The organism is Aestuariispira insulae (assembly GCF_003385955.1).
Taxonomy (GTDB): domain Bacteria; phylum Pseudomonadota; class Alphaproteobacteria; order UBA8366; family Aestuariispiraceae; genus Aestuariispira; species Aestuariispira insulae.
The window spans coordinates 114,059-133,253 of sequence record NZ_QRDW01000011.1 but is presented as its reverse complement, the minus strand read 5'-3'; the positions used below and the strand labels follow the sequence as shown (position 1 = coordinate 133,253).

General features: G+C 55.8%; 19 protein-coding genes, 1 tRNA gene and 1 pseudogene. 6 read left to right on the top strand and 15 right to left on the bottom strand.

Features of this window, described 5'->3' with window-relative positions:
* Positions 1 to 92: 92 nt before the first annotated feature.
* From DFP90_RS19285 to DFP90_RS19275, 3 genes are read right to left on the bottom strand one after another with little or no spacing between them, the layout of a single operon-like run.
* On the bottom strand, positions 93 to 707 hold the full coding sequence (locus DFP90_RS19285; protein WP_181905461.1) for a TniB family NTP-binding protein: 615 nt from the start codon (positions 705 to 707) through the stop codon (positions 93 to 95).
* Between the two features lie 10 nt (positions 708 to 717).
* Entirely contained in the window at positions 718 to 2,706 is a 1,989-nt protein-coding gene (locus tag DFP90_RS19280; protein WP_115938467.1) for a Mu transposase C-terminal domain-containing protein, read from the bottom strand.
* Positions 2,703 to 3,452: a TnsA endonuclease N-terminal domain-containing protein gene (locus DFP90_RS19275; RefSeq protein ID WP_147301066.1), complete on the bottom strand. Its 750-nt coding sequence runs from the start codon at positions 3,450 to 3,452 to the stop codon at positions 2,703 to 2,705. Before DFP90_RS19275 ends, DFP90_RS19280 begins: the two co-directional genes overlap by 4 nt.
* Positions 3,453 to 4,052: 600 nt before the next feature.
* On the opposite strand from DFP90_RS19275, the gene DFP90_RS19270 reads away from it, so the two are divergent.
* Positions 4,053 to 4,262, top strand: a complete 210-nt coding sequence (locus DFP90_RS19270; protein ID WP_115938462.1) for a (2Fe-2S)-binding protein — start codon at positions 4,053 to 4,055, stop codon at positions 4,260 to 4,262.
* 105 nt (positions 4,263 to 4,367) lie between these two features.
* Here the strand turns inward: DFP90_RS19270 and DFP90_RS19265 are convergent, their stop codons facing one another.
* Positions 4,368 to 5,699 carry a uracil-xanthine permease family protein gene (locus DFP90_RS19265; RefSeq protein WP_115938460.1) on the bottom strand — a complete coding sequence of 444 codons (1,332 nt, stop codon included), beginning with the start codon at positions 5,697 to 5,699 and terminating at the stop codon, positions 4,368 to 4,370.
* Positions 5,700 to 5,954: 255 nt separating this feature from the next.
* Here DFP90_RS19265 and DFP90_RS19260 point away from each other — a divergent pair, with 255 nt between their 5' ends.
* Entirely contained in the window at positions 5,955 to 6,806 is an 852-nt protein-coding gene (locus DFP90_RS19260) for an NAD-dependent epimerase/dehydratase family protein (protein ID WP_115938458.1), read from the top strand.
* Positions 6,807 to 6,860: 54 nt separating this feature from the next.
* A complete protein-coding gene (locus DFP90_RS19255; protein WP_147301065.1) occupies positions 6,861 to 7,742 on the top strand; it encodes a type 2 periplasmic-binding domain-containing protein in 882 nt (293 codons plus the stop codon).
* On the opposite strand, the gene DFP90_RS19250 is transcribed toward DFP90_RS19255, so the two are convergent.
* From DFP90_RS19250 to rplU, 9 genes and pseudogenes are all read right to left on the bottom strand, one after another.
* Entirely contained in the window at positions 7,712 to 8,368 is a 657-nt protein-coding gene (locus tag DFP90_RS19250; protein WP_115938454.1) for a histidine phosphatase family protein, read from the bottom strand. The two genes, DFP90_RS19255 and DFP90_RS19250, sit on opposite strands and share 31 nt — an antisense overlap.
* 28 nt (positions 8,369 to 8,396) lie before the next feature.
* The gene (gene rlmH, locus DFP90_RS19245; RefSeq protein ID WP_115938493.1) at positions 8,397 to 8,855 is read right to left on the bottom strand and encodes a 23S rRNA (pseudouridine(1915)-N(3))-methyltransferase RlmH; all 459 of its coding nucleotides are present in this window, start codon (positions 8,853 to 8,855) and stop codon (positions 8,397 to 8,399) included.
* An 85-nt stretch (positions 8,856 to 8,940) separates the two neighbouring features.
* Positions 8,941 to 9,282: a ribosome silencing factor gene (rsfS, locus tag DFP90_RS19240; RefSeq protein ID WP_281269704.1), complete on the bottom strand. Its 342-nt coding sequence runs from the start codon at positions 9,280 to 9,282 to the stop codon at positions 8,941 to 8,943.
* Between the two features lie 68 nt (positions 9,283 to 9,350).
* On the bottom strand, positions 9,351 to 9,992 hold the full coding sequence (locus tag DFP90_RS19235; protein WP_115938491.1) for a nicotinate-nucleotide adenylyltransferase: 642 nt from the start codon (positions 9,990 to 9,992) through the stop codon (positions 9,351 to 9,353).
* Position 9,993: 1 nt separating this feature from the next.
* Positions 9,994 to 11,277 (bottom strand): glutamate-5-semialdehyde dehydrogenase, encoded by a 1,284-nt coding sequence (locus DFP90_RS19230; RefSeq protein WP_115938450.1) that lies wholly within the window; start codon positions 11,275 to 11,277, stop codon positions 9,994 to 9,996.
* 28 nt (positions 11,278 to 11,305) lie between these two features.
* Complete coding sequence (proB, locus tag DFP90_RS19225; protein WP_181905460.1) at positions 11,306 to 12,433, bottom strand: glutamate 5-kinase; 1,128 nt, start codon at positions 12,431 to 12,433, stop codon at positions 11,306 to 11,308.
* A 16-nt stretch (positions 12,434 to 12,449) separates the two neighbouring features.
* Entirely contained in the window at positions 12,450 to 13,517 is a 1,068-nt protein-coding gene (gene obgE, locus DFP90_RS19220) for a GTPase ObgE (RefSeq protein ID WP_115938446.1), read from the bottom strand.
* Between the two features lie 95 nt (positions 13,518 to 13,612).
* On the bottom strand, positions 13,613 to 13,882 hold the full coding sequence (gene rpmA, locus DFP90_RS19215) for a 50S ribosomal protein L27 (protein WP_115938444.1): 270 nt from the start codon (positions 13,880 to 13,882) through the stop codon (positions 13,613 to 13,615).
* A 166-nt stretch (positions 13,883 to 14,048) separates the two neighbouring features.
* Positions 14,049 to 14,357, bottom strand: a pseudogene (gene rplU, locus DFP90_RS19210) (50S ribosomal protein L21); the annotation flags it as partial.
* 335 nt (positions 14,358 to 14,692) lie between these two features.
* Between rplU and DFP90_RS19205 the strand changes: the two are divergent.
* Positions 14,693 to 14,782, top strand: a tRNA-Ser gene (locus tag DFP90_RS19205).
* Between the two features lie 68 nt (positions 14,783 to 14,850).
* Here DFP90_RS19205 and DFP90_RS19200 read toward each other — a convergent pair.
* On the bottom strand, positions 14,851 to 15,606 hold the full coding sequence (locus DFP90_RS19200) for a substrate-binding periplasmic protein (protein ID WP_115938440.1): 756 nt from the start codon (positions 15,604 to 15,606) through the stop codon (positions 14,851 to 14,853).
* Between the two features lie 277 nt (positions 15,607 to 15,883).
* On the opposite strand from DFP90_RS19200, the gene DFP90_RS19195 reads away from it, so the two are divergent.
* The gene (locus tag DFP90_RS19195) at positions 15,884 to 17,080 is read left to right on the top strand and encodes an amino acid aminotransferase (RefSeq protein ID WP_115938438.1); all 1,197 of its coding nucleotides are present in this window, start codon (positions 15,884 to 15,886) and stop codon (positions 17,078 to 17,080) included.
* Positions 17,081 to 17,159: 79 nt separating this feature from the next.
* Here the strand turns inward: DFP90_RS19195 and DFP90_RS19190 are convergent, their stop codons facing one another.
* Positions 17,160 to 17,867: a helix-turn-helix transcriptional regulator gene (locus tag DFP90_RS19190; RefSeq protein ID WP_115938436.1), complete on the bottom strand. Its 708-nt coding sequence runs from the start codon at positions 17,865 to 17,867 to the stop codon at positions 17,160 to 17,162.
* An 87-nt stretch (positions 17,868 to 17,954) separates the two neighbouring features.
* Here DFP90_RS19190 and DFP90_RS19185 point away from each other — a divergent pair, with 87 nt between their 5' ends.
* Positions 17,955 to 18,899: an alpha/beta fold hydrolase gene (locus DFP90_RS19185; protein ID WP_115938434.1), complete on the top strand. Its 945-nt coding sequence runs from the start codon at positions 17,955 to 17,957 to the stop codon at positions 18,897 to 18,899.
* Positions 18,900 to 19,195: the final 296 nt, after the last annotated feature.

Here is a 19,195-nt window from a genome sequence, read left to right as displayed (position 1 = left end):
CTGTTTCCGTTTGGACATAACTGATCTCCATTGTTGAGATCAGAAAACACTCTTCTGTAGCTTACGTCACTGTCCGATTTCCGGGGACTAGCTCATTCACTGTGCTGGCCTTGGAGACAAATCCTACGATCCAGTTGGGGATTGAGCGCCACTATGTCCTGAACCTGCGGAAGCCCTGCTAGCAGAAATGGTATCTTGGCCATATTGACCAGCGACTTGATAAAGTCAGTTGATTCCAGGATCACCTTGTCTCTATCCTTGTCCAGAACATGCTGGAATTCGTCCAAAATGATCAGTTCCACCTTTTTCGCCGCAATGTATTTCAGAATCCGATCCACAATTTTTGTTTTCGTCTGCTGACCGACATAGAGACCGCCAAAGGCACCCTCAATCGCCATAGCTGCATCCTTCCTGGAACATTTCTCCGGAAGGCAGACATAGAGCACTCGGAACCGGTTGGTCTGGTTGGCCTGACTGGTGTAACGCTCCAGCAATTTGGTCTTTCCGGTACCGGTACTGCCCAGCAGGGTCATGATACGACCTTCCTTCAAATGCCGACCATATAGATGAAAGAATTTTAACTTACCAAGCAGTTGTTCCGCGTTTGGGTATTGGATCCAAGCATTGTGGAATTCCGCCAGTTTCCGGATTTTTTCCATCTCATCCGACACCGGGATATCATCAAAATCATTCACCGCTTCACTCATGACATCCTCCTCAATCATCCTGATCAGTGAACCAGCCGTTTTCGCCCGCATTCCTAAGGAACTCGACTGGGTCGAAGTCCGGAATATCATCGTGCTTCAGGTCCTGAACGCGATTTGAAAGTGATTTCTTCGCCATTTGAGCTTCCATGCGGTCCAATCCATTTCGCAAACGGACTTGCTTGCGTGTGGTCCTCTTATATTTGTCGCAGTAGTCATCAATCATTGAGAGCAATTCATTGCGACCCTTCAGCAGATCTTCCTCGGTTAACTTTCGTTTTGAATTGAGGCGATCCCGCACCCGTTTGCGGATGATATTATGTTGCCAACGGCTAAGTCCCTTCGCATAACACTGCAGGCAGGGAACTGTTATCCATCTGTTGAGCAGAGGATCTTTGACGTACAAATGTCCGATATCGGTTGGATCAAGTTTGACCGAAACCACGCGGCTTACCCGCTGCCTGCCTTCGGCCTGATCGAGCCGGAGACGCAAATCCGCGAGCAACTCACAGTTATATTGCAGGTGATCAAGCAAGATACCCTTGCGCGAGAGTGATCTGGTCACAGTGTGGGATGAAAGGATGATAAGTTCCTCAGCGCTGTCGATGAATCGTACGGGATTCTCCTTTGCCGCCTGCTTCCAGGTGTTTTCGGGCGTATCCCGCAATGCGGAATGCAGCTTCTTTCCATAAACGTCCAAAAAGAACTTGAGGATGAGTTTTTCTGCCTGCCACATGGTAAGGCAGGCCATCTTCTCAGACTTATAGTCCCCGCGTTCCTTGGGATTGGAAAAGGTGGTCCCGGCCAGTTTGTGAATAAGTCCAGTATTCAATGTCCGGAACAATCGTTCGATTGCCCCGCGGTAATGCGGGGTCCATTTCGGGCCATATTGAATATTGAAACCAAGCTGATTGGCCGCATCCTGGAAATCCTTCCCATGATGGGAAAGGTCATTATCCAGCACAATAGTGTGGGGAATCCCATACACCGACCAGTCACTGGCGATCTCGGGATGTTTCTCCAGGATCGAATCCTTTGGCAATATTAATTGCCTCAGGCATCCAACCAAATTGTCATAGCTGGGATCGCCAACAGACAGATAGATACCCACCGGCATCCGAGAAAACAGATCAATCGCCATGGTCAGCCAGCATCGGCCAATCACCCTGTTTTCCTCATCAACGATCACCAGGTCAATCAAGTGATGGTCAATCTGCACGATATGCAGAGGGAATTCGGCCACAAGCCCGGGCCCAACGGCACGATAATAGTTATCCGCCGCTCTTTTGCCCTTGGTCGCCACCATTACTTGATAAGGGTCCAACTGACTGATGCGACGCTGTATGGTGCGCAGCCCCGGTACCTTCAACTGCAATGACGGCACGCGGGAACGATTGATTTCCTCTATATGATTTTTCACATTCGCTTCAACATCCTGGGCATTAAACTTCTCGGCCCGAAGCAAGCGATCGTTAATATCCCGCTCGAGGACCTCTTCGACTTCCGGATCAAACCGGCAGGATCTGTTACCCCGTTGCGACACCCTATAGGCTAGTGCCTTTGGCCGTTCTCCCCCGGTCCACCACCGATGGAGCCATCGCCGGACAGTGGACACTGTTGGAGGCAACGAATCCCCGATCTGATCCGCGACAATAGTGATCCACTGGCCGAGAACCTTGTTACTGATGTGATGTGCATTCCGCGCCGGAATTTTCCGAACATAAGCGACCATACGATGTAAAGCGGCTTTATCTTCATCCGACAGAAGATCCACGCTTGGCCTATTCTCCGTATGGGGAACAGGCTTACGCCTAGCCCCTGGCTGAACCAGAGCGCCCCCCAAGCATATAAGCTTGGCCAGATGATCGAATTTTATATTCCGGAGTTCACCGTTCCTCGGGCAGACCAACTGGATGGTGTGGTGATCCAATACACGGTTCACATCAAAAACACGCCCGTCCAGAGATACACTGTCGCTGGCACCAATATAGATTTGTGTCATTTTTCTTCTCCCTGACTCAGAAACGAAACAATGGTTTTCGCCGAAAACTCCCTTCCCAGATCCAACTCGAGCAACCCGAGGCTATGCGCGGTAAGCAATGTCGGTTTCCTGATCTCGTTGCCGGACAGAAACTCGATTTCTCCTGCCTCAAGCTGCCGATGCTGACTGCCGATTTTGCGCAAGAGGACTTCCGCGGAAGAGGGAAGGTGGTGATATCGAAACCTGGAGACGAGCTTGGCATTGGAGAATTCAGGCTCTTTGCGGATTTCAACCTCGGTCAAAACCTCATAATCCAGCCCTTGCGCCTTGAACTCATTCTTGATGGCCTCAAATCTTTCTTGCTCACCATCAATTTCAAGGTTTACCTTCGGCTTCACCTCGACGACTTTGCGACCATTGGACAGATAGACCAGGAAATCCGGAATATGCTCTCGCTGACGGCCGTCGAACTGATAACGCAATGGAAACGGCTGTTCATAAATCAACCGCACTTTGGGATCCGCATCGAGTCGGATCAGGCAATCCCTTTCCAACTGAGATTCCCACTGAATAAGCTTATGTGACTTCCTGGAGGACCAGTAACCGACAACCCGCCCACAACTGCGGGAAACCGGGGATCTAAAGGCCTGCTGCATGACTTCTCTCCTGATTTCGGCAACAAAAAACTGTGGCGTGCATGCACGCGACTGTTGATAGCGGGTGAGAGAAGTGTTAGAAGAAAGGTGTTGAATCTGTGCTTCTAGCACTTGTACACGCCGCTACGGAAACTCTGTGGCGGTGTTTACATTTTTACCTCCTGAAAATTTGACTATTCAGTGATGATAGGACCGATTCCTCGAAAGGGAACCCGTCTTGGAAATAAAAATTTTGATTTCCATAAATATTTATGGAAGCCGTAAGAGCAAATATGTCACCGCATATATGCCATTTCATATTTTCTGACCTAAATTCAAATAACAAATTCAATATAGTAAATTTATTATCGTGAATTTGTTATCGGTTTTCCCAGCTAATAATCTTTTCCTGAATTCAGTATTATGAATTCAGTAGAGTGAATTCAGTAGAGTGAATTCAGTACTATCCTTTACTATAAAATATAGTAATCTTTATAAAACAATGGCTTACTAAAGCATTAACTTTCTGGATCGTCTTATGTGTCGTTTTACCTACTAAAACATTAAAATCATTAAGTTTACTAAACCATCTTATCTGTCGCCAGACCGCGTTATGTGTCGTTTCACAACACGTGTGACCTCTCGAAGTTGAAAATGACTCGCATTTGAATTGACAATGACTCGCATTCACGATAATACTGCGAAACATTCTCAAGTTGGGTGAATTCAGACATGTATATCTGCATCTGCAATGGCATTACCGATGGCCAGATCCAGACCGCGATTGACAATGGCGCCGCCAGCGTGCCGGCGGTGTATCGCGCCCATGGATGTCAACCGCAATGCGGCAAATGCGGCTGCGATATCAAGGATATGCTGAACCAGAATGCCGGATCGGCCACGCCAGGTGGCGCCGCCGTCATGGCGCCCAGCAAGATCTGACGGGCATTCACCCCACCAGCCCTCTCTCACCTGCAGTGAAGACATGAAAAAACCGGCACCCATGGGCGCCGGTTTTGTTTTTTTATTCGTCTGGCTTGATGCCTCTCAACCTTCCTTCGGCAGGATCAGGTTGAGCAGGATCGCCACCGCCGCCGCCGGCAGCAAGCCAGAGGTCAGCAAGACCGAAACCGACCCCGGCAGGCCCGCCACCGCTTCCGGTACCGATTTCAGGCCAAGTCCGATGCCAAGCGACATGGCGATGATCACCATATTGCGCCGGTTCATCACCACATCGCTCAACAGTTTCAGGCCCGTGCCGGCAATCATGCCGAACATCACGATGGCCGCCCCGCCCAGAACCGCGTTGGGCATGACCGAGATCACCGCGCCCACCTTGGGCACCAAACCGGCCAGGATCAGGAAGAGCGCTCCGATGGTCACCACATGGCGGCTCATCATGCCGGTGAGCGCCACCAGTCCCACATTCTGGGAATAGGAGGTATTGGGCATGGCCCCGAACAGACCGCCAAAGGCGGTGCCCAGGCCATCGGCATAGGTGCCGCCGGCCAGTTCCTTGTCCGTGGCCTCGCGGTTGGCCCCGCCTTTGGTGATGCCGGAAATATCGCCCACCGTCTCGATCGCCGAGACCACCGACATCAGGCACATGGCCAGGATCGCGGTCATCTCAAATTCCAGGCCGTATTTGGCAAATTCCGGCAGCGCGAACCAGGCGGCCTCCCCCACACGGGCGAAATCCACCAGCCCCATGGGGATCGCAACCAGATAGCCGACCACCAGCCCGGCCAGGATGGCCGCGGCGGAGGCAAAACCCCGGGACAGGAATTTCACCCCCAAAATCACCGCCATCACCAACAGCGCCAGCCCCCAATGATGCAGCGCGCCAAAATCCGGCGGCATATGCGCGCCGCCCGCGGCATACTTAATGCCAACCGGAATGAGCGACAGGCCGATGGCCAGCACCACGATGCCGGTCACCAGCGGCGGCAGGATGCCGCGAATGCGCCCGATGAAGGTACCCAACAGGAAATGGAAAATCCCGCCGACCAGGGTCGCGCCAAACAGTGCGCCCAGCCCCGCCCCTTTGACGATCGGGATCATGGCCGGGATGAAGGCAAAACTGGTCCCCTGAACGATGGGCAGGCGCGCGCCCACCGGCCCGAAACCGATGGTCTGGAACAGGGTCGCGACCCCCGCCACCATCATCGCCGCCTGGATCAGGAAGACTTTATCCGCCCCGGCCAGCCCGGCGATGCCCGCGATGATGATCGGCACGGTCACATTGCCCGCGAACATGGCCAATACATGCTGGATGCCCAAAGGCACAGCCTGCACCAAAGGCGGCCTGTAATTGGTGTCACTCAGGCGCGACGCGCCCGGCCCGCTGCCGGTGGATGCCGGCTCAACATTCTCTGTCATTTACCCAAATTTCCCTGTTGCGATTGAACCATTGGCGGCCCGGTTATCTCCGGTGTCACGCCGTTAAGGGCCGGTTTCCCCGGCTTTTCCTTGTTCTTTCCCAAACTTCTTCAATCGCGGATTTCCTCCGCTTTTCAAAAGACTAACAAGGTTTCCGTCGGCAGGATAGGGGAAAGGTTTTTTCTCGCGCTTGAATTAATAAAGAATAATCTTTATTTAATCATCTCGACAGCAAACAGGACGGGAACCGATCTCATGAAAATTTTTGTCACCGGCGGCAGCGGTTATGTGGGCAGCGCCGTCGTTAAAGAATTGATCGCAGCGGACCATCAGGTCATCGGTCTCGCCCGGTCCGAGAGATCAGCGGAAAAACTGCGCGCGTTTGGCGCTGTGCCGCGCATCGCCGGGATGACCGAAACAGACAAATGGCAGGACGCCGCCGCCGATGCCGACGGTATCATCCATATGGCCGCCACCTTTGATGAGAATATGGCCGAGGCCGAAAGCACCTTCCTGTCCGGCATCGAAGCAGTCACAAGAACCCATCCGGATAAACGGTTCCTTTATACTGGCGGGGTCTGGCTTTATGGCACATGTGCAGACACTCCGGCCGCAGAAGGAAGCGGCTTTAAACCGCTGGACGAGTTTGCCTTCATGGTCGCCCATCGTGATCGCCTTTTTGCCAACCCGGACCTGCGGGCCAGTGTGGTTCATCCGGGCCTGGTCTGGGATGAGGATGGCGGCATGATCAACCCCCTGCTGGAAGATGCCAAGAAGGGCCGCGCCCTACGACTGCCCGCGACCGAAAACCTGCGCTGGCCACTGGTTCACCGGGATGACCTGGCCCGGCTCTACCGGCTGGCGATCGAGAAAGATGACAATCAGTCGGATTATCACGCCATCGCCGAAGCGGCCGTGCCGATGTCCGAGATCGCCAGCACCATCAGCCGCCAGGCCGGGATCAGCACGGATCCGGTGGTGGACCGCACCCATTGGTCGGATGGCGCCCATCTCAGCCAGCATATCCACTCCGAGCAAACGCGCGAAGCGCTTGGCTGGCAGCCAAACCACCCCGGCATCCTGGAAACACAATTCCAATTGGCCTAATCAAGCGGCTGCCGCTATTCTGATCTCTGTTGGCTTAACGGCGATAAGGGGCCGATGATGCGGGGGCAAAATCTAATAACTTCGATCAGTCTGATCTTGGGGCTGTTCTGGGCTTTGCCGCTGGCGGCGGAACCCTTGCAGGTGATTTATGGAACCCGCATGGGCGGGGAAGTGCGCAATGGTTATCCGATCCAGTTGCTTGAACTGGCACTGAAAAAAAGCGGCCGCGCCTATGACCTGCTGGCCTATGACCTGCCGATCACCCAGGCGCGCGCCTTCCTGGAGTTGGAGAAGAAACGCAGCATCACGGTTCATTATGCCGGTACCAGCGCCGACCTGGAGAGCCGGTTCCTGCCGGTGCGCATACCGGTCTATCGGGGCTTGTTGGGTTATCGGGTTTTTATCATCCATCCGGATAATCAACTCCTCTTCAGCCGGATCGACAGCCTGGAAAAGCTTGCGGGACTGCGCGCGGGCCAGGGCACCGGCTGGGCCGATATCGGAATTTTGGAACATTCGGGCCTGATCGTGATGGCCGCCCCTTATGAATCCCTGCTCAAGATGATTGAGTTGAAACGGATCGATTATTTTCCCCGCGGTATTAACGAGGCCCATCCGGAAGTGGCCCAGCACCAGAACCGCTTTCCTCGCCTGGCCGTGGAAAAAGAGCTTTTGCTGGTCTATCCCTTCGCCCAGTTCTATTTCGTTAACCGGGATAACCAGGCGCTGCATGATGCCATACGAACCGGCCTGGTCCGGGCCTATGAGGATGGCTCCTTCATGGCCCTGTTCAACCAACACCCGCATGTAAAGGATATGATGGCCAAGGTGCGGCTGGCCGAGCGCCGCCGCTTTGACATACCCAATCCGTTAATGACCAGGGAAACTTTGTCCATCCCGGCGGATTACTGGCACGAACCCTTGAAGCTGTTCTGACCCCGGCTATCCGACGATTGCCCCTTTACCCGCACTTCGCCCTGGGCCTCTCTGAGGATAGTCTCTTTCCCTCCGGAAAGATGGAATACACACCCCTGTTCCATGCTGAGAGCCATAGATTCTTCGCGCCCGAGCCCAAGCCAGAGACCACGCAACACAGCCGAGAAGGCCCCATGGGTCACCAGGATGGACGGCCCCTGAAGGCCGGCCAGGAATTGTTCCGCCCGCATACGCGCCGCGTCATAGCCCTCGCCTTCAGGCGCCTGGTCCCAGCTCAGGACAACCGACTGCTGATCACTGGAAACACTATCCGCCCCCAAAATATCCTCGCGTGACAAACCCTCCCAGCGCCCCAGGGAGACTTCCTTAAGACCGTCATGCAATTGAAAGACACAGCCAAGCGCGCCAAGAGCAATCTCCGCGGTCTCGCAGGCGCGCCCCAGGGGACTGCTTAGGCAGGTAAGGTCCAGGCGGGATTGCAATCCCAGGTCCCGCAGGATTTCCCCCTGCCTGGCCGCCTGCCATTTTCCAAGGTCGGTAAGCGGGGCATTTTTGTGCCCCTGCCATCGCCCTTCCCGGTTCCACACGGTTTCACCATGCCGGATAACAAACAGTTCCGGATACATTTCTCCCCCCGTCGAATGTTGAGCAGCCTCACCGTCGATGATACGGATGGCCCGCCAGAATCTGTTGGCAGCGATAAACCTGCTCGGCCAGCATGCCGCGCACCAACATATGCGGCCAGGTCAGCGCGCCGAAATTCAAGATCAGGTCGGCCCGTTTCCGGATGCTTTCATGCAAGCCGTCCGCGCCGCCGATCATGAAGGCCAGGTCGCCCGCCCCGCCATCGCGCCAGCCTTCAATCTTGCCCGCCAGCTGCTCACTGCCAAGCGGCTTACCGCGTTCATCCAGGGCCACCAGGATCGCACCATCGGGCAGCGCGCCCAGCAGCAATTCCGCTTCACGTGCCTTCAGCTCGTCACCGGAAAGCGGGCGTTTTTCTTCAACTTCGTGAAGTTGGAAAGGCCAGCGGATGCGGCCGCAATAGGTGTCAAAGAGATCTTTCTCCGGCCCCCGCTTGGCGCGACCGACCGCGATCAGATGAATACGCATCAGGAAACCCCGTTCCTGACCGGACCGGCCATCCATCGGCCAGTCCGCGCCAATTAACGTCTAAAACGCGGAAGCCCCGGCCCGCTCAACCCTGAGCGTGCAGCGCCCCCGGCTGAGCCGGCATATCCACGCCCCACATCTTTTCAAGATTGTAGAATTCGCGGACTTCCGGACGGAACAGATGCACGATCACGTCGCCCGCATCGATCAGCACCCAGTCACCCTGGGATTTACCGTCGATGGTGACGCCTTCCTGACCCTCATCTTTCAGCTTTTCGACCAAATGGTCGGCCATGGCCGACACCTGCCGGGCACTGGTGCCCGAGGCGATAACCATATAATCGGCGATGCTGGATTTTCCGGCCAGATTGATGACCGTCATGGCTTGAGCCTTGTCGTCGTCCAGAGACGTCTCAACGATTTTCAACAAGGCGTCGGAAGTGTCTGACTTCCCATTGTTGCTAGCTATTGTCTTCCTCTCCTATTTTGATCCGGTCATCCGGTTTTCCGTCCGCTGCGGACCTGTCGGATCCGGGTTGCGGACTCCGGATGGCGCCGGATCGCTAAAAAAACCCATGCGGGCGGTTTCTGTTTCACCAATGTCCGGGATCTGCATTCCGGCAGCCGAACATGTTTGAAACGTTGTGCCGCGACGCCAGCTAGAGCCCTTAAATCATAGCCCGGACGAGCGAAAACGGCAATGGGCATGGCGGCGGCAATCCTTTCCCAGCGTTCCCAGCGGTGAAATCCGCCGAGATTATCCGCCCCCATCAGCCAGACAAACCGGCAGTCGGGGTGGCGGACGCGAATCGCCTCCAGCGTATCGGCAGTATATTGCAATCCCATGTCACGCTCGAATCCGGTCACCCGGATCCGGGGATGGCGCGCCACCCTCTTGGCGGACGAAAACCGCGCCTCAAAGCGGGACATGCCTTCTACCGGCTTCAGCGGATTTTGTGGGCTAACCAGCCACCAGACCTCATCCAGGCCCAGGCGCCTTATGGCCGCCAGCGAGATATGCCGATGCCCGTCATGGGCCGGATTAAACGACCCGCCCAGCAATCCGATCCGCCGGACGCGCCGACTTTTAGCCGTTCCCCCGCCCCGCTTCAAGGATTGATTCGCGCGCCCAACCATATCAGGGGCGCGTTTGCCCGGTGCCACGCACCACATATTTGAAACTGGTCAGCTGTTCCGTGCCTACCGGTCCACGCGCATGCATGCGGCCCGTGGAGATGCCGATCTCGGCCCCCATGCCAAATTCACCGCCATCGGCAAACTGGGTCGAGGCATTGCGGATCACAATCGCACTGTCGACGCGGGCCAGGAAGATTTCCGCCGTCGGATCATCCTCGGTCACGATGCTGTCGGTGTGATGCGAGCCATATCGGTTGATATGATCAATCGCGTCATCAACACCACCAACTGTCTTAATGGACAGGATCGGTTCTAAATATTCTGTGCCCCAATCATCCTCAACCGCCGGGATCACCCGGCCATCCAGCCCCTGCACCACTTCATCGCCACGGATCTCGCAGCCCTGTTCGATCAGGGCATCCATCACCGGCGGCAACAGATCGGCAGCAACCGCCTGGTCCACCAGCAGGGTTTCCATGGCCCCGCAGATGCCGGTGCGGCGCATCTTGGCATTGACCGCGATATCCAGCGCTTTTTGTGCATCGGCCGCTTTATCCAGATAGACATGACAGATGCCATCCAGATGGGAAAAGACCGGCATGCGCGCCTCGCGCTGGACCCGCTCGATCAGGCCACGTCCGCCACGGGGCACCACCACGTCCACATAGTTGCTCAGGGACAAAAGCGCGCCAACCGCGGCACGGTCCCGCGTCGGGATCATCTGGATCGCGTCCTCATTGATCCCGGCTTCTTTCAAACCCGCACGCAGGCAATCGACAATGGCCCCGGAGGAATGAATGCTCTCCGATCCGCCGCGCAAGATCGCCGCATTGCCGGATTTCAAACAAAGCGCACCGGCATCCGCAGTTACATTGGGGCGGCTTTCATAAATAATGCCGATCACGCCCAGAGGCACGCGCACACGGGCAATTTTCAAACCGTTAGGACGCTCCCATTCGGCCATAACATCACCGATCGGATCTTTCAGTTCCGCGATCGCTTCCAGGCCCGCCGCCATGGCATCAATGCGCGCATCATCCAACAGCAAGCGGTCCAGCATGGCTTCGCTCAAGCCCTTGTCACGACCGAATGCCATATCCTTTTCATTGGCGGCCTTGATAACATCCCGGCCGTCGCGCAGCCTGGCCGCAGCGGTCAGCAACGCCTTATTCTTGGCCGCCGTTTCCGCCTGCCCCAGATCCTGATAGGCCGCCTTGGCGCGTTTGCCCATCTCTCGTATCTGGTCACTCACATTATCCATGGTCTGTTCCGCCACTGCGCTCATTATCGCCTGTCCCTGTACTGACTTATTTTTATTCCACCGCATCCTGCAGCGCCAGATCATCCGCGTGGATCATCTCCATGCGCCCTTCATATCCCAGGATATCCTTGATCTCGGAAGTTTTGCGCCCGATCACCCGTTCGGCTTCCTCCGCGCCGTAAGCAGCCAAACCAACGGCCACTTTACGTCCGTCCATGTCGGTTACCTGGATCGCATCACCCCGGTCGAACCGGCCTGCGACCTTGCGAATACCTGCCGGTAACAGGCTCTTGCCCGCCATCAGGGCCTTCGCCGCGCCGGCATCAACGACCACTTCGCCAACGGTCTTCAAAGTCCCGGCGATCCATTTCTTGCGCGCGGTCATCGGCCGGTCGCCCGGCCGGAACCAGGTACAGCGCCCGCCATCCAGCAAATGCTGCACCGGATGTTTTTCCGTGCCAAGCGCAATCGCCATATGGCAGCCGCCGCTCACCGCAATCTTGGCAGCGGCCAGTTTGGTCACCATGCCACCGGTCGAGATGCCTTCCGGCGCATCACCTGCCATGGCCTCAATCTCTTCGGTGATCTGGGTGACCTCCGGGAAATGCTCGGCATCCGGGTTCTTGCGCGGATCCGCGGCATAAAGACCATCGATATCGGAAAGCAATATCAACGCATCGGCACTGACCATGGTAGCGACCCGCGCCGCCAGCCGGTCATTGTCGCCATAGCGGATCTCTTCCGTGGCGACCGTGTCATTTTCATTGATCACCGGAACCGCGCCCAGGCTGAGCAATTGCAGCATGGTATTGCGTGCATTCAGATGACGGCGGCGTTCTTCCGTATCCGCCAGGGTCACCAGGATCTGGGCCACAGTGATCTCATAATGGCCAAGCGCCTGCTGATAGGCATGGGCCAGACGGATCTGGCCGGTGGCGGCGCTGGCCTGTTTTTCTTCCAGCTTCAGGGACTGGCCCGCCAGGCCCAGATGACGGCGGCCGACCGCGATTGAACCGGAAGACACCACCAGAACATCCTTGCCCATGCGTTTCAGGACCGCGATGTCGTCGGCCAGGGCGTTGAGCCAGCCCTGGCGCACATGCCCGGCCTCATCCACCAGAAGGGCGGAACCGATCTTGATGACAATGCGTTTGGCTTGCTGAAGGGAAAATCCGCTCATCGATATCCCTCCCCGCTCAAACGGGGGACCAGGGTTTGGCTGCGCCGTCCTCGGCTTCCTCTTCCACCTCTGGTTCGGGATTTTCTTCGGTCGCGCGGAATTTCACCACTTCCGCAAACAATGCACGCAGCACCTTATCCACCCCTTCTCCGGAAACCCCGGAGATGACAAAGATCGGGCTGTCGGTAATAGCCTTCAATTCTGCGATCTGCTCGTCTATGATTTCTTCAATCAGGGCATCCGCCTTGTTGATGGCGATAATTTCCGGCTTATCGGCCAGGCCCGCGCCATAGGCTTCCAGCTCTTTGCGCACGGTCTGATAGGCCTCACCGACCTTTTCATCCGACCCGTCGATCAGATGCAGCAGGATCCGGGTGCGTTCCACATGGCCCAGGAACCTTGTGCCGATGCCCTTGCCTTCATGGGCGCCTTCGATCAGGCCCGGAATATCGGCCAGAACAAATTCGTTATTATCAATGCCGACCACACCCAGATTGGGATGCAAGGTGGTAAACTGATAATCCGCAATCTTCGGCTTGGCATTGCTGGTCGCCGCCAGAAAGGTGGATTTGCCCGCATTAGGCAGACCAACCAGCCCCGCATCCGCGATCAGTTTCAGCCGCAGCCAGACCCACATTTCCTCACCCGGCCAGCCCGGCTCCGCCTTGCGGGGGGCCTGGTTGGTGGAGGTCTTGAAATGGGTATTGCCGCGCCCGCCGTCACCGCCTTTGAGCAGGACGACTTCCTGGCCCACCTCAGTCAGGTCGGCCAGCACGGTTTCCTTATCCTCACTGAGAATCTGGGTGCCGACCGGCAATTTCAAAATCACGCTGTCGCCTTTGGGCCCGTTCATATCGCGCCCGGCGCCAGGGGTGCCGCTCTTAGCCTTAAAATGTTGATTATAACGGTAATCGATCAGGGTATTGAGCCCCGGCACCGCACGGATGATCACATCCCCGCCGCGACCGCCGTCACCGCCATTGGGACCGCCATATTCGATGTATTTTTCGCGCCGGAAGGAAACCGAGCCCGGTCCGCCGTTACCGCTTTTCAAAAAGACTTTGGCTTGGTCCAGAAATTTCATGATCGTGGTTCTTTTTTACTGCTGTTCAGACGAGAAAAGGGAATGGCCGGTCAGCCATTCCCTCTACTCTCATTCATACCCGAAGGGAAGGCTGATTATTCAGCGGCTTCCGGCAGCGGGGTGACGGACACGGTGGTCTTGCCGCCACGGATCTTGCGGAACTGTACGTTCCCTTCAACGACAGCAAACAGGGTGTGATCTTTACCCATGCCGACGTTTGCACCCGGGTGCACTTTGGTACCACGCTGGCGAATGATGATGTTGCCCGGAATGACATGCTCGCCACCGAACTTCTTTACGCCAAGACGACGACCCGCTGAGTCGCGACCGTTACGTGAACTACCACCTGCTTTTTTATGTGCCATGGTTCGTTCTCCTCTTCCCTAGACCTTAGGACTTTTTAGCGGCAGCTTTTTTAGCTGCGGCTTTTTTCGCGGTTGCTTTCTTGGCGGTCGCCTTTTTGGCGGCTGCTTTCTTAGCGGGCGCCTCTTTGGCTTCGGCCTTTTTCGGAGCTGCCTTCTTGGCACCGCTGGCGATGATGTCAGTCACACGCAGAACGGTGATTTCCTGACGATGACCGCGCTTGCGGCGATAGTTGTGGCGGCGCTTCTTTTTGAAGACCAGGACTTTTTTGTCTTTGGTCTGATCCAGAACTTCCGCTTCAACGGCAGCACCCTCAACAACCGGGGCACCTACAGTCTGTTTGTCGGCGTCACCAACCAGCAGAACCTGGTCCAGGGTGATTTTGGCGCCGGCTTCGGCATCCAGCTTCTCAACCTTGATGACATCGTCTTTGGCAACGCGATACTGCTTGCCACCAGTTTTAATTACTGCAAACATCTTTGTCTCTCTATAATCCCGCGCCCTACGGTGTTTCAGCAAGCAACTGAAAACTTTAAAAAATATCCGACCCCATGCCGGAAAACCTCGAGCAGCGCAAACAAAGCACGCGAGACCATAAGCCTCGCGCTTGGGGGCTTATATACTTGGCCACCCCGGCAAGTCAATGGCAGAGCCTAAGTTTTTCCGCCATTTCCCGAGTCAAAACCATGTAAGTCAGCCGCACAGATGGACCAATTCCCCTCTTGATAGGGGCCAGCAGTTCATGTAGGTTCCGCCGCGCTGGAAAACACAGGGGCGGCACAGAGGCCCGATCCGGCAACCCACCAGACCGCGGAGAGGTGCCGGAGTGGTCGAACGGGGCGGTCTCGAAAACCGTTGTGCTCTTGCGAGTACCCAGGGTTCGAATCCCTGTCTCTCCGCCACTTTCCAAACAAAATGCCAAAATTTCCCGGCCCCTGGATGATCCGCCCAGGTCCTATTCCCGATATGCTCAGTTGGTAACCGGCCCGAGATCGGTTCCCAGGAAATTGTGACGGATCTGTTCCAACCGGCTCCGCGCTTTGAGGGACTGGATCGCAGCATCAACCTTCGGGACCAGATCTTTCCGACTTTCATGGAGATAGTGATAAACCGGTATGCTGGCCATAACCGGGCCTTCGGCATGGATCCTCATGCCAGCAAAATCGCGCTGAGCCACCAGCGTGCCGGTCACCTCCGTGATCAGTGCCAGGTCAATACGATCGGCAATCAGCATTCTGAACAGTTGATCCACGGAATCACCGAGGGTCTGGTTTTTGGGGTTAAGAAGATCATCACTAAAGATGATCCCCCGCAGACTGCCCACCCGATAGCGGTGCAGATCGGTTTTATCGGTTATATGAATATCGGATCGATCGGTAAAAGCCCGGCCAATCAACACCGTGAAAGGGGTCGGCACCCGAACCAGGGTTGGAAACTGCTCTCCAATGGCATAAACGCGGCCGGACACACCTGCTATGCGCCCCGCCGATGCCATGGATAGGCCGCGTTTCCCCGGCATATAGATGATCTCGGTATCATATCCCATTTCGCGGTATATTTCGGTGATTAGGGTCCCCAGAAGGGTTCCAAAGTCGTTATTTTCCACACCGGACAGTGTGATCAACGGGCATGATTCTGTCTCTCCGCAAAACCCGCGCGCAGGCATAATCGACAGGAATAACAGGGCAAGATAAACCGCCGTGAACCGGGGCAGAAAACCGGTCATGTGACCCTCTCCGAGATATCAAAATGGCCAGGATGATACCACAAGCCCACAACAACAACGAAGACTAATGAATACGGGAAAAAGAGGCAGGGTTGGCCCGAGTTCGACAAGACCGGAATAGTATGACAAAAAGACCGTGAGCAGATTCCTGCGCCGTCTCGCCAGAGCCGTCGGCCAGGATCACGCAACTAAAATAACCCTACCTTATTCGTCACCGCATCCAATCAGACAGTTGGGGCGTGGGACGCTTTTGACACGGTCAAATTCAGGAGAGATCATGTTCAACGAGATCAAGGAAGCGGGTGTCGACAATCTCATGGCACTCATGCAGCAATTCAAGGAAGACCCCCGGACAGAAAAAGTGGATCTGGTTGTCGGCGTCTATAAGAATGATGCCGGTGATGTGCCGGTCCTGGACACCGTGAAGGCCGCGGAACGCCATCTGCTGGAAGAAGAATCCTCTAAAAATTATGTCGGTGTCATGGGCGATCCGGCCCTGGCCGAGATTATGCCGGCGCTTCTGCTGGGCGCGGACAGCCCGTTGATCGCGGAAAGCCGTGTTAAAAGCCTGCAAACCCCTGGTGGCTGCGGCGCGCTCAAGGTCGGGTTTGATTTCCTGAATACCATAAAGCCCGGCAACCGGGTTTGGGTCAGCACACCAACCTGGGCCAACCACATCCCGACCATCGAAGGCGCGGGTCTGACGGTCGCGCAATACCCCTATTTCCGCCCCGCCGACCGGTCGCTGGATTTCGATGCCATGGTCTCCCACCTCTCGACCCAGGCCAAGGCGGGTGATGTCATTCTGCTGCATGCCTGCTGCCACAACCCGACCGGCGTGGATCTGAGCCTGCCGCAATGGCAGGCGATCACGGATCTTGTCCTTGAGAAGGGCCTGCTACCCTTTGTCGACTGCGCCTATCAGGGTTTTGGCACCGGCCTGGAAGAGGATGTGGCCGGTCTCCGCCATATGGCCGCCCGAGTACCGGAGATGCTGATCGCCAGCTCATTTTCCAAGAATTTCGCCATCTATCGCGAGCGCACCGGTGCTTTGACCCTGATGGGGGAAAATGCAACGGCAACGGCGAATGCGATGAAGGCCGTGGTCGGAATTGTCCGCACCAACTATTCCATGCCGCCCAGCCATGGCGCCCGGATCGTCACCACGATCATGAATGATCCGGACCTGAAAGCAAAATGGCTGGTTGAATTGGAAGAGATGCGCAGCCGAATTGCCGGGAACAGGGCAACCTTGCGCAAGAAGCTGGAAGAGCGCCAGGTCGGCGCGGATATCAGCTTCCTGACCGACCAGACGGGCATGTTCTCCTATACCGGATTCAATCCCGACCAGGTCAAACGCCTGCGCGAGGAGTTTGGCATCTTCACCGCCGGTGACGGGCGCATTAATGTGGCCGGCCTGTCTTCCGGCAATATGGATATGGTTGCCGAGGGCTTTGCCGCCATCCTGCGATAGTTCAAGGATGCCTACGAATGATGGGGGGAGAGGGAATGCCCCCTTCCCCTTTCGTGCCGCGGCACCCTTATCGAAACCTTCACCGGACCGGGCGCACCCCATCATCAAAAACCACGTGCCGACGACGGAACATTGATCCTTCCACTATTTCCGGGGCACTGATCCGGTCCATCCGGAAATGCCGGAAATCGTCTCGGGCCGGATCCCAGGCCACCAGATACCAAACCGGCGGCAGGATCAGCATTGCCTGAGGCTCAATCTGGCGCGCGCTTCTAACACCTTTTGCATCACGGTATTGGAAGCGGAGATAACGCCGTTGCAGAAAGGCTGCTTCAAACGCGGGCAAAAGCCCCGGATCCATCGGCCCCAGATCGGAGAGATCGACCTGAGGTGCGAGCCTGCCCACATACAGGCAATCCAGGAAACGGCGAAGATCCCGGACCTTATCGGCCGGCAGTGATTTTTCAATTTTGGCAAGCCCCTCATCCGCCAGGCCGGAGAAGGGAAACATGCCCGCCGCCCGCATACTCGCAACGCTGATGAGCAATGCAAACACCTCAGCCACGGACAAGCGCGCCGTCGTTTGGACGGATTGCGGATCAAGATACAGGCCGCCCCCACGCCCAGGCTCCGAATGGATCACATAGCCTTCATCTCGCAATACCCCGATATCACGCAGGACAGTGCGTGTTGACGCCTCGACATCTTGCGCCAGTGCCGCAACGGTCGAAGACCCGTTACGGCGCAAATTTCGAATGATGGCATCTCGGCGTTGATGATTCTTCATGACTGCAGCCCATCATACAAAGGTGACAATTTTTGTCACCTATTTGTCTTAGTCAGCCGAAATTCACATCGACAAGGAGACAAAAGCATGCGCTTTCCCACAGAATTCCCAACACCAAAACTGATCTCAGTGAATGGCGTGACTCTCGAGGTTTTTGAAGCCGGTTCAGAGAATAGGGGAAACCCGATCATATTATGCCATGGTTGGCCGGAGATTGCCTATTCCTGGCGCCATCAGATCCCTGCACTCGCCGCTGCCGGCTACCATGTGATTGCCCCCAATCAGCGCGGTTACGGCAACTCTTCCCAACCTACTGCCGTAACAGAATATGATATCAGTCATCTTTCAGCCGACCTCACCGCCCTTCTTGATCATTATGGCTATGACAATGCGATCTTTGTCGGCCATGACTGGGGCGCTTTTGTGGTTTGGGGTCTGGCTTTGCTGCATCCGGACCGGGTCAGCAAAATCATTAATCTCAGCTTGCCCTACCAGGAAAGGGGCGAAATTCCCTGGATTGAATTCATGGAGGCCATTCTTGGCGGCGACTATTATTTTGTGCATTTCAATCGTCAACCGGGCGTCGCAGACGCAATTCTGGAAAAACACACCTCTCAATTCCTTCGCAACCTATACCGTAAGAACGAACCTCTCAAAGAGCCTGATCCGGGCATGTCGTTGATCAATCTGGCAAAAGCGGACAGGGCCGATGGGGAACCCCTGATGAGCCAACAAGAGCTGGCGGTCTTCGTCTCCGCCTTTGAACACTCTGGCTTTACCAGCAACATAAACTGGTACAGGAATCTCGATCGGAACTGGCATATTCTGGCTGGGGCGGATCCCATTATCAAACAGCCTGCGCTTATGATCTATGGGGATCGGGATATCATTCCAAAATCGGAAAATCTGTCCACATTCGTCCCCAATGTGGATGTGACCAGTCTGGATTGCGGCCACTGGATCCAACAGGAAAAGCCAACAGAAACAACGAAAAAGATCCTGGACTGGCTGAAAGACCGGTCTGCCGCCTAAACATTGGTAAGGCCCTACCGGAGAGGAGGCCCCCCGCAAGGTTTCACCTAAACCGAAGGGCCCCTTTCCGGACCTCCGGCACCAGAACCGCCCGTCAACGGTGCCCCCTGGCTTAAAGGAAAACAGCACTGACGGCTCCGTTCTCCAGCTCTCACATGTCATAAAAACTTAAGAAACAAACACAACCTATATCTGTATTTTGGTAGAAAATAAGCGGAAAAAGAGATAGAATTCCAAATTCGATCCCGACTAGGTTCCTTCATACGGGTATATGTTCATCAAGCATACCCCCAGTG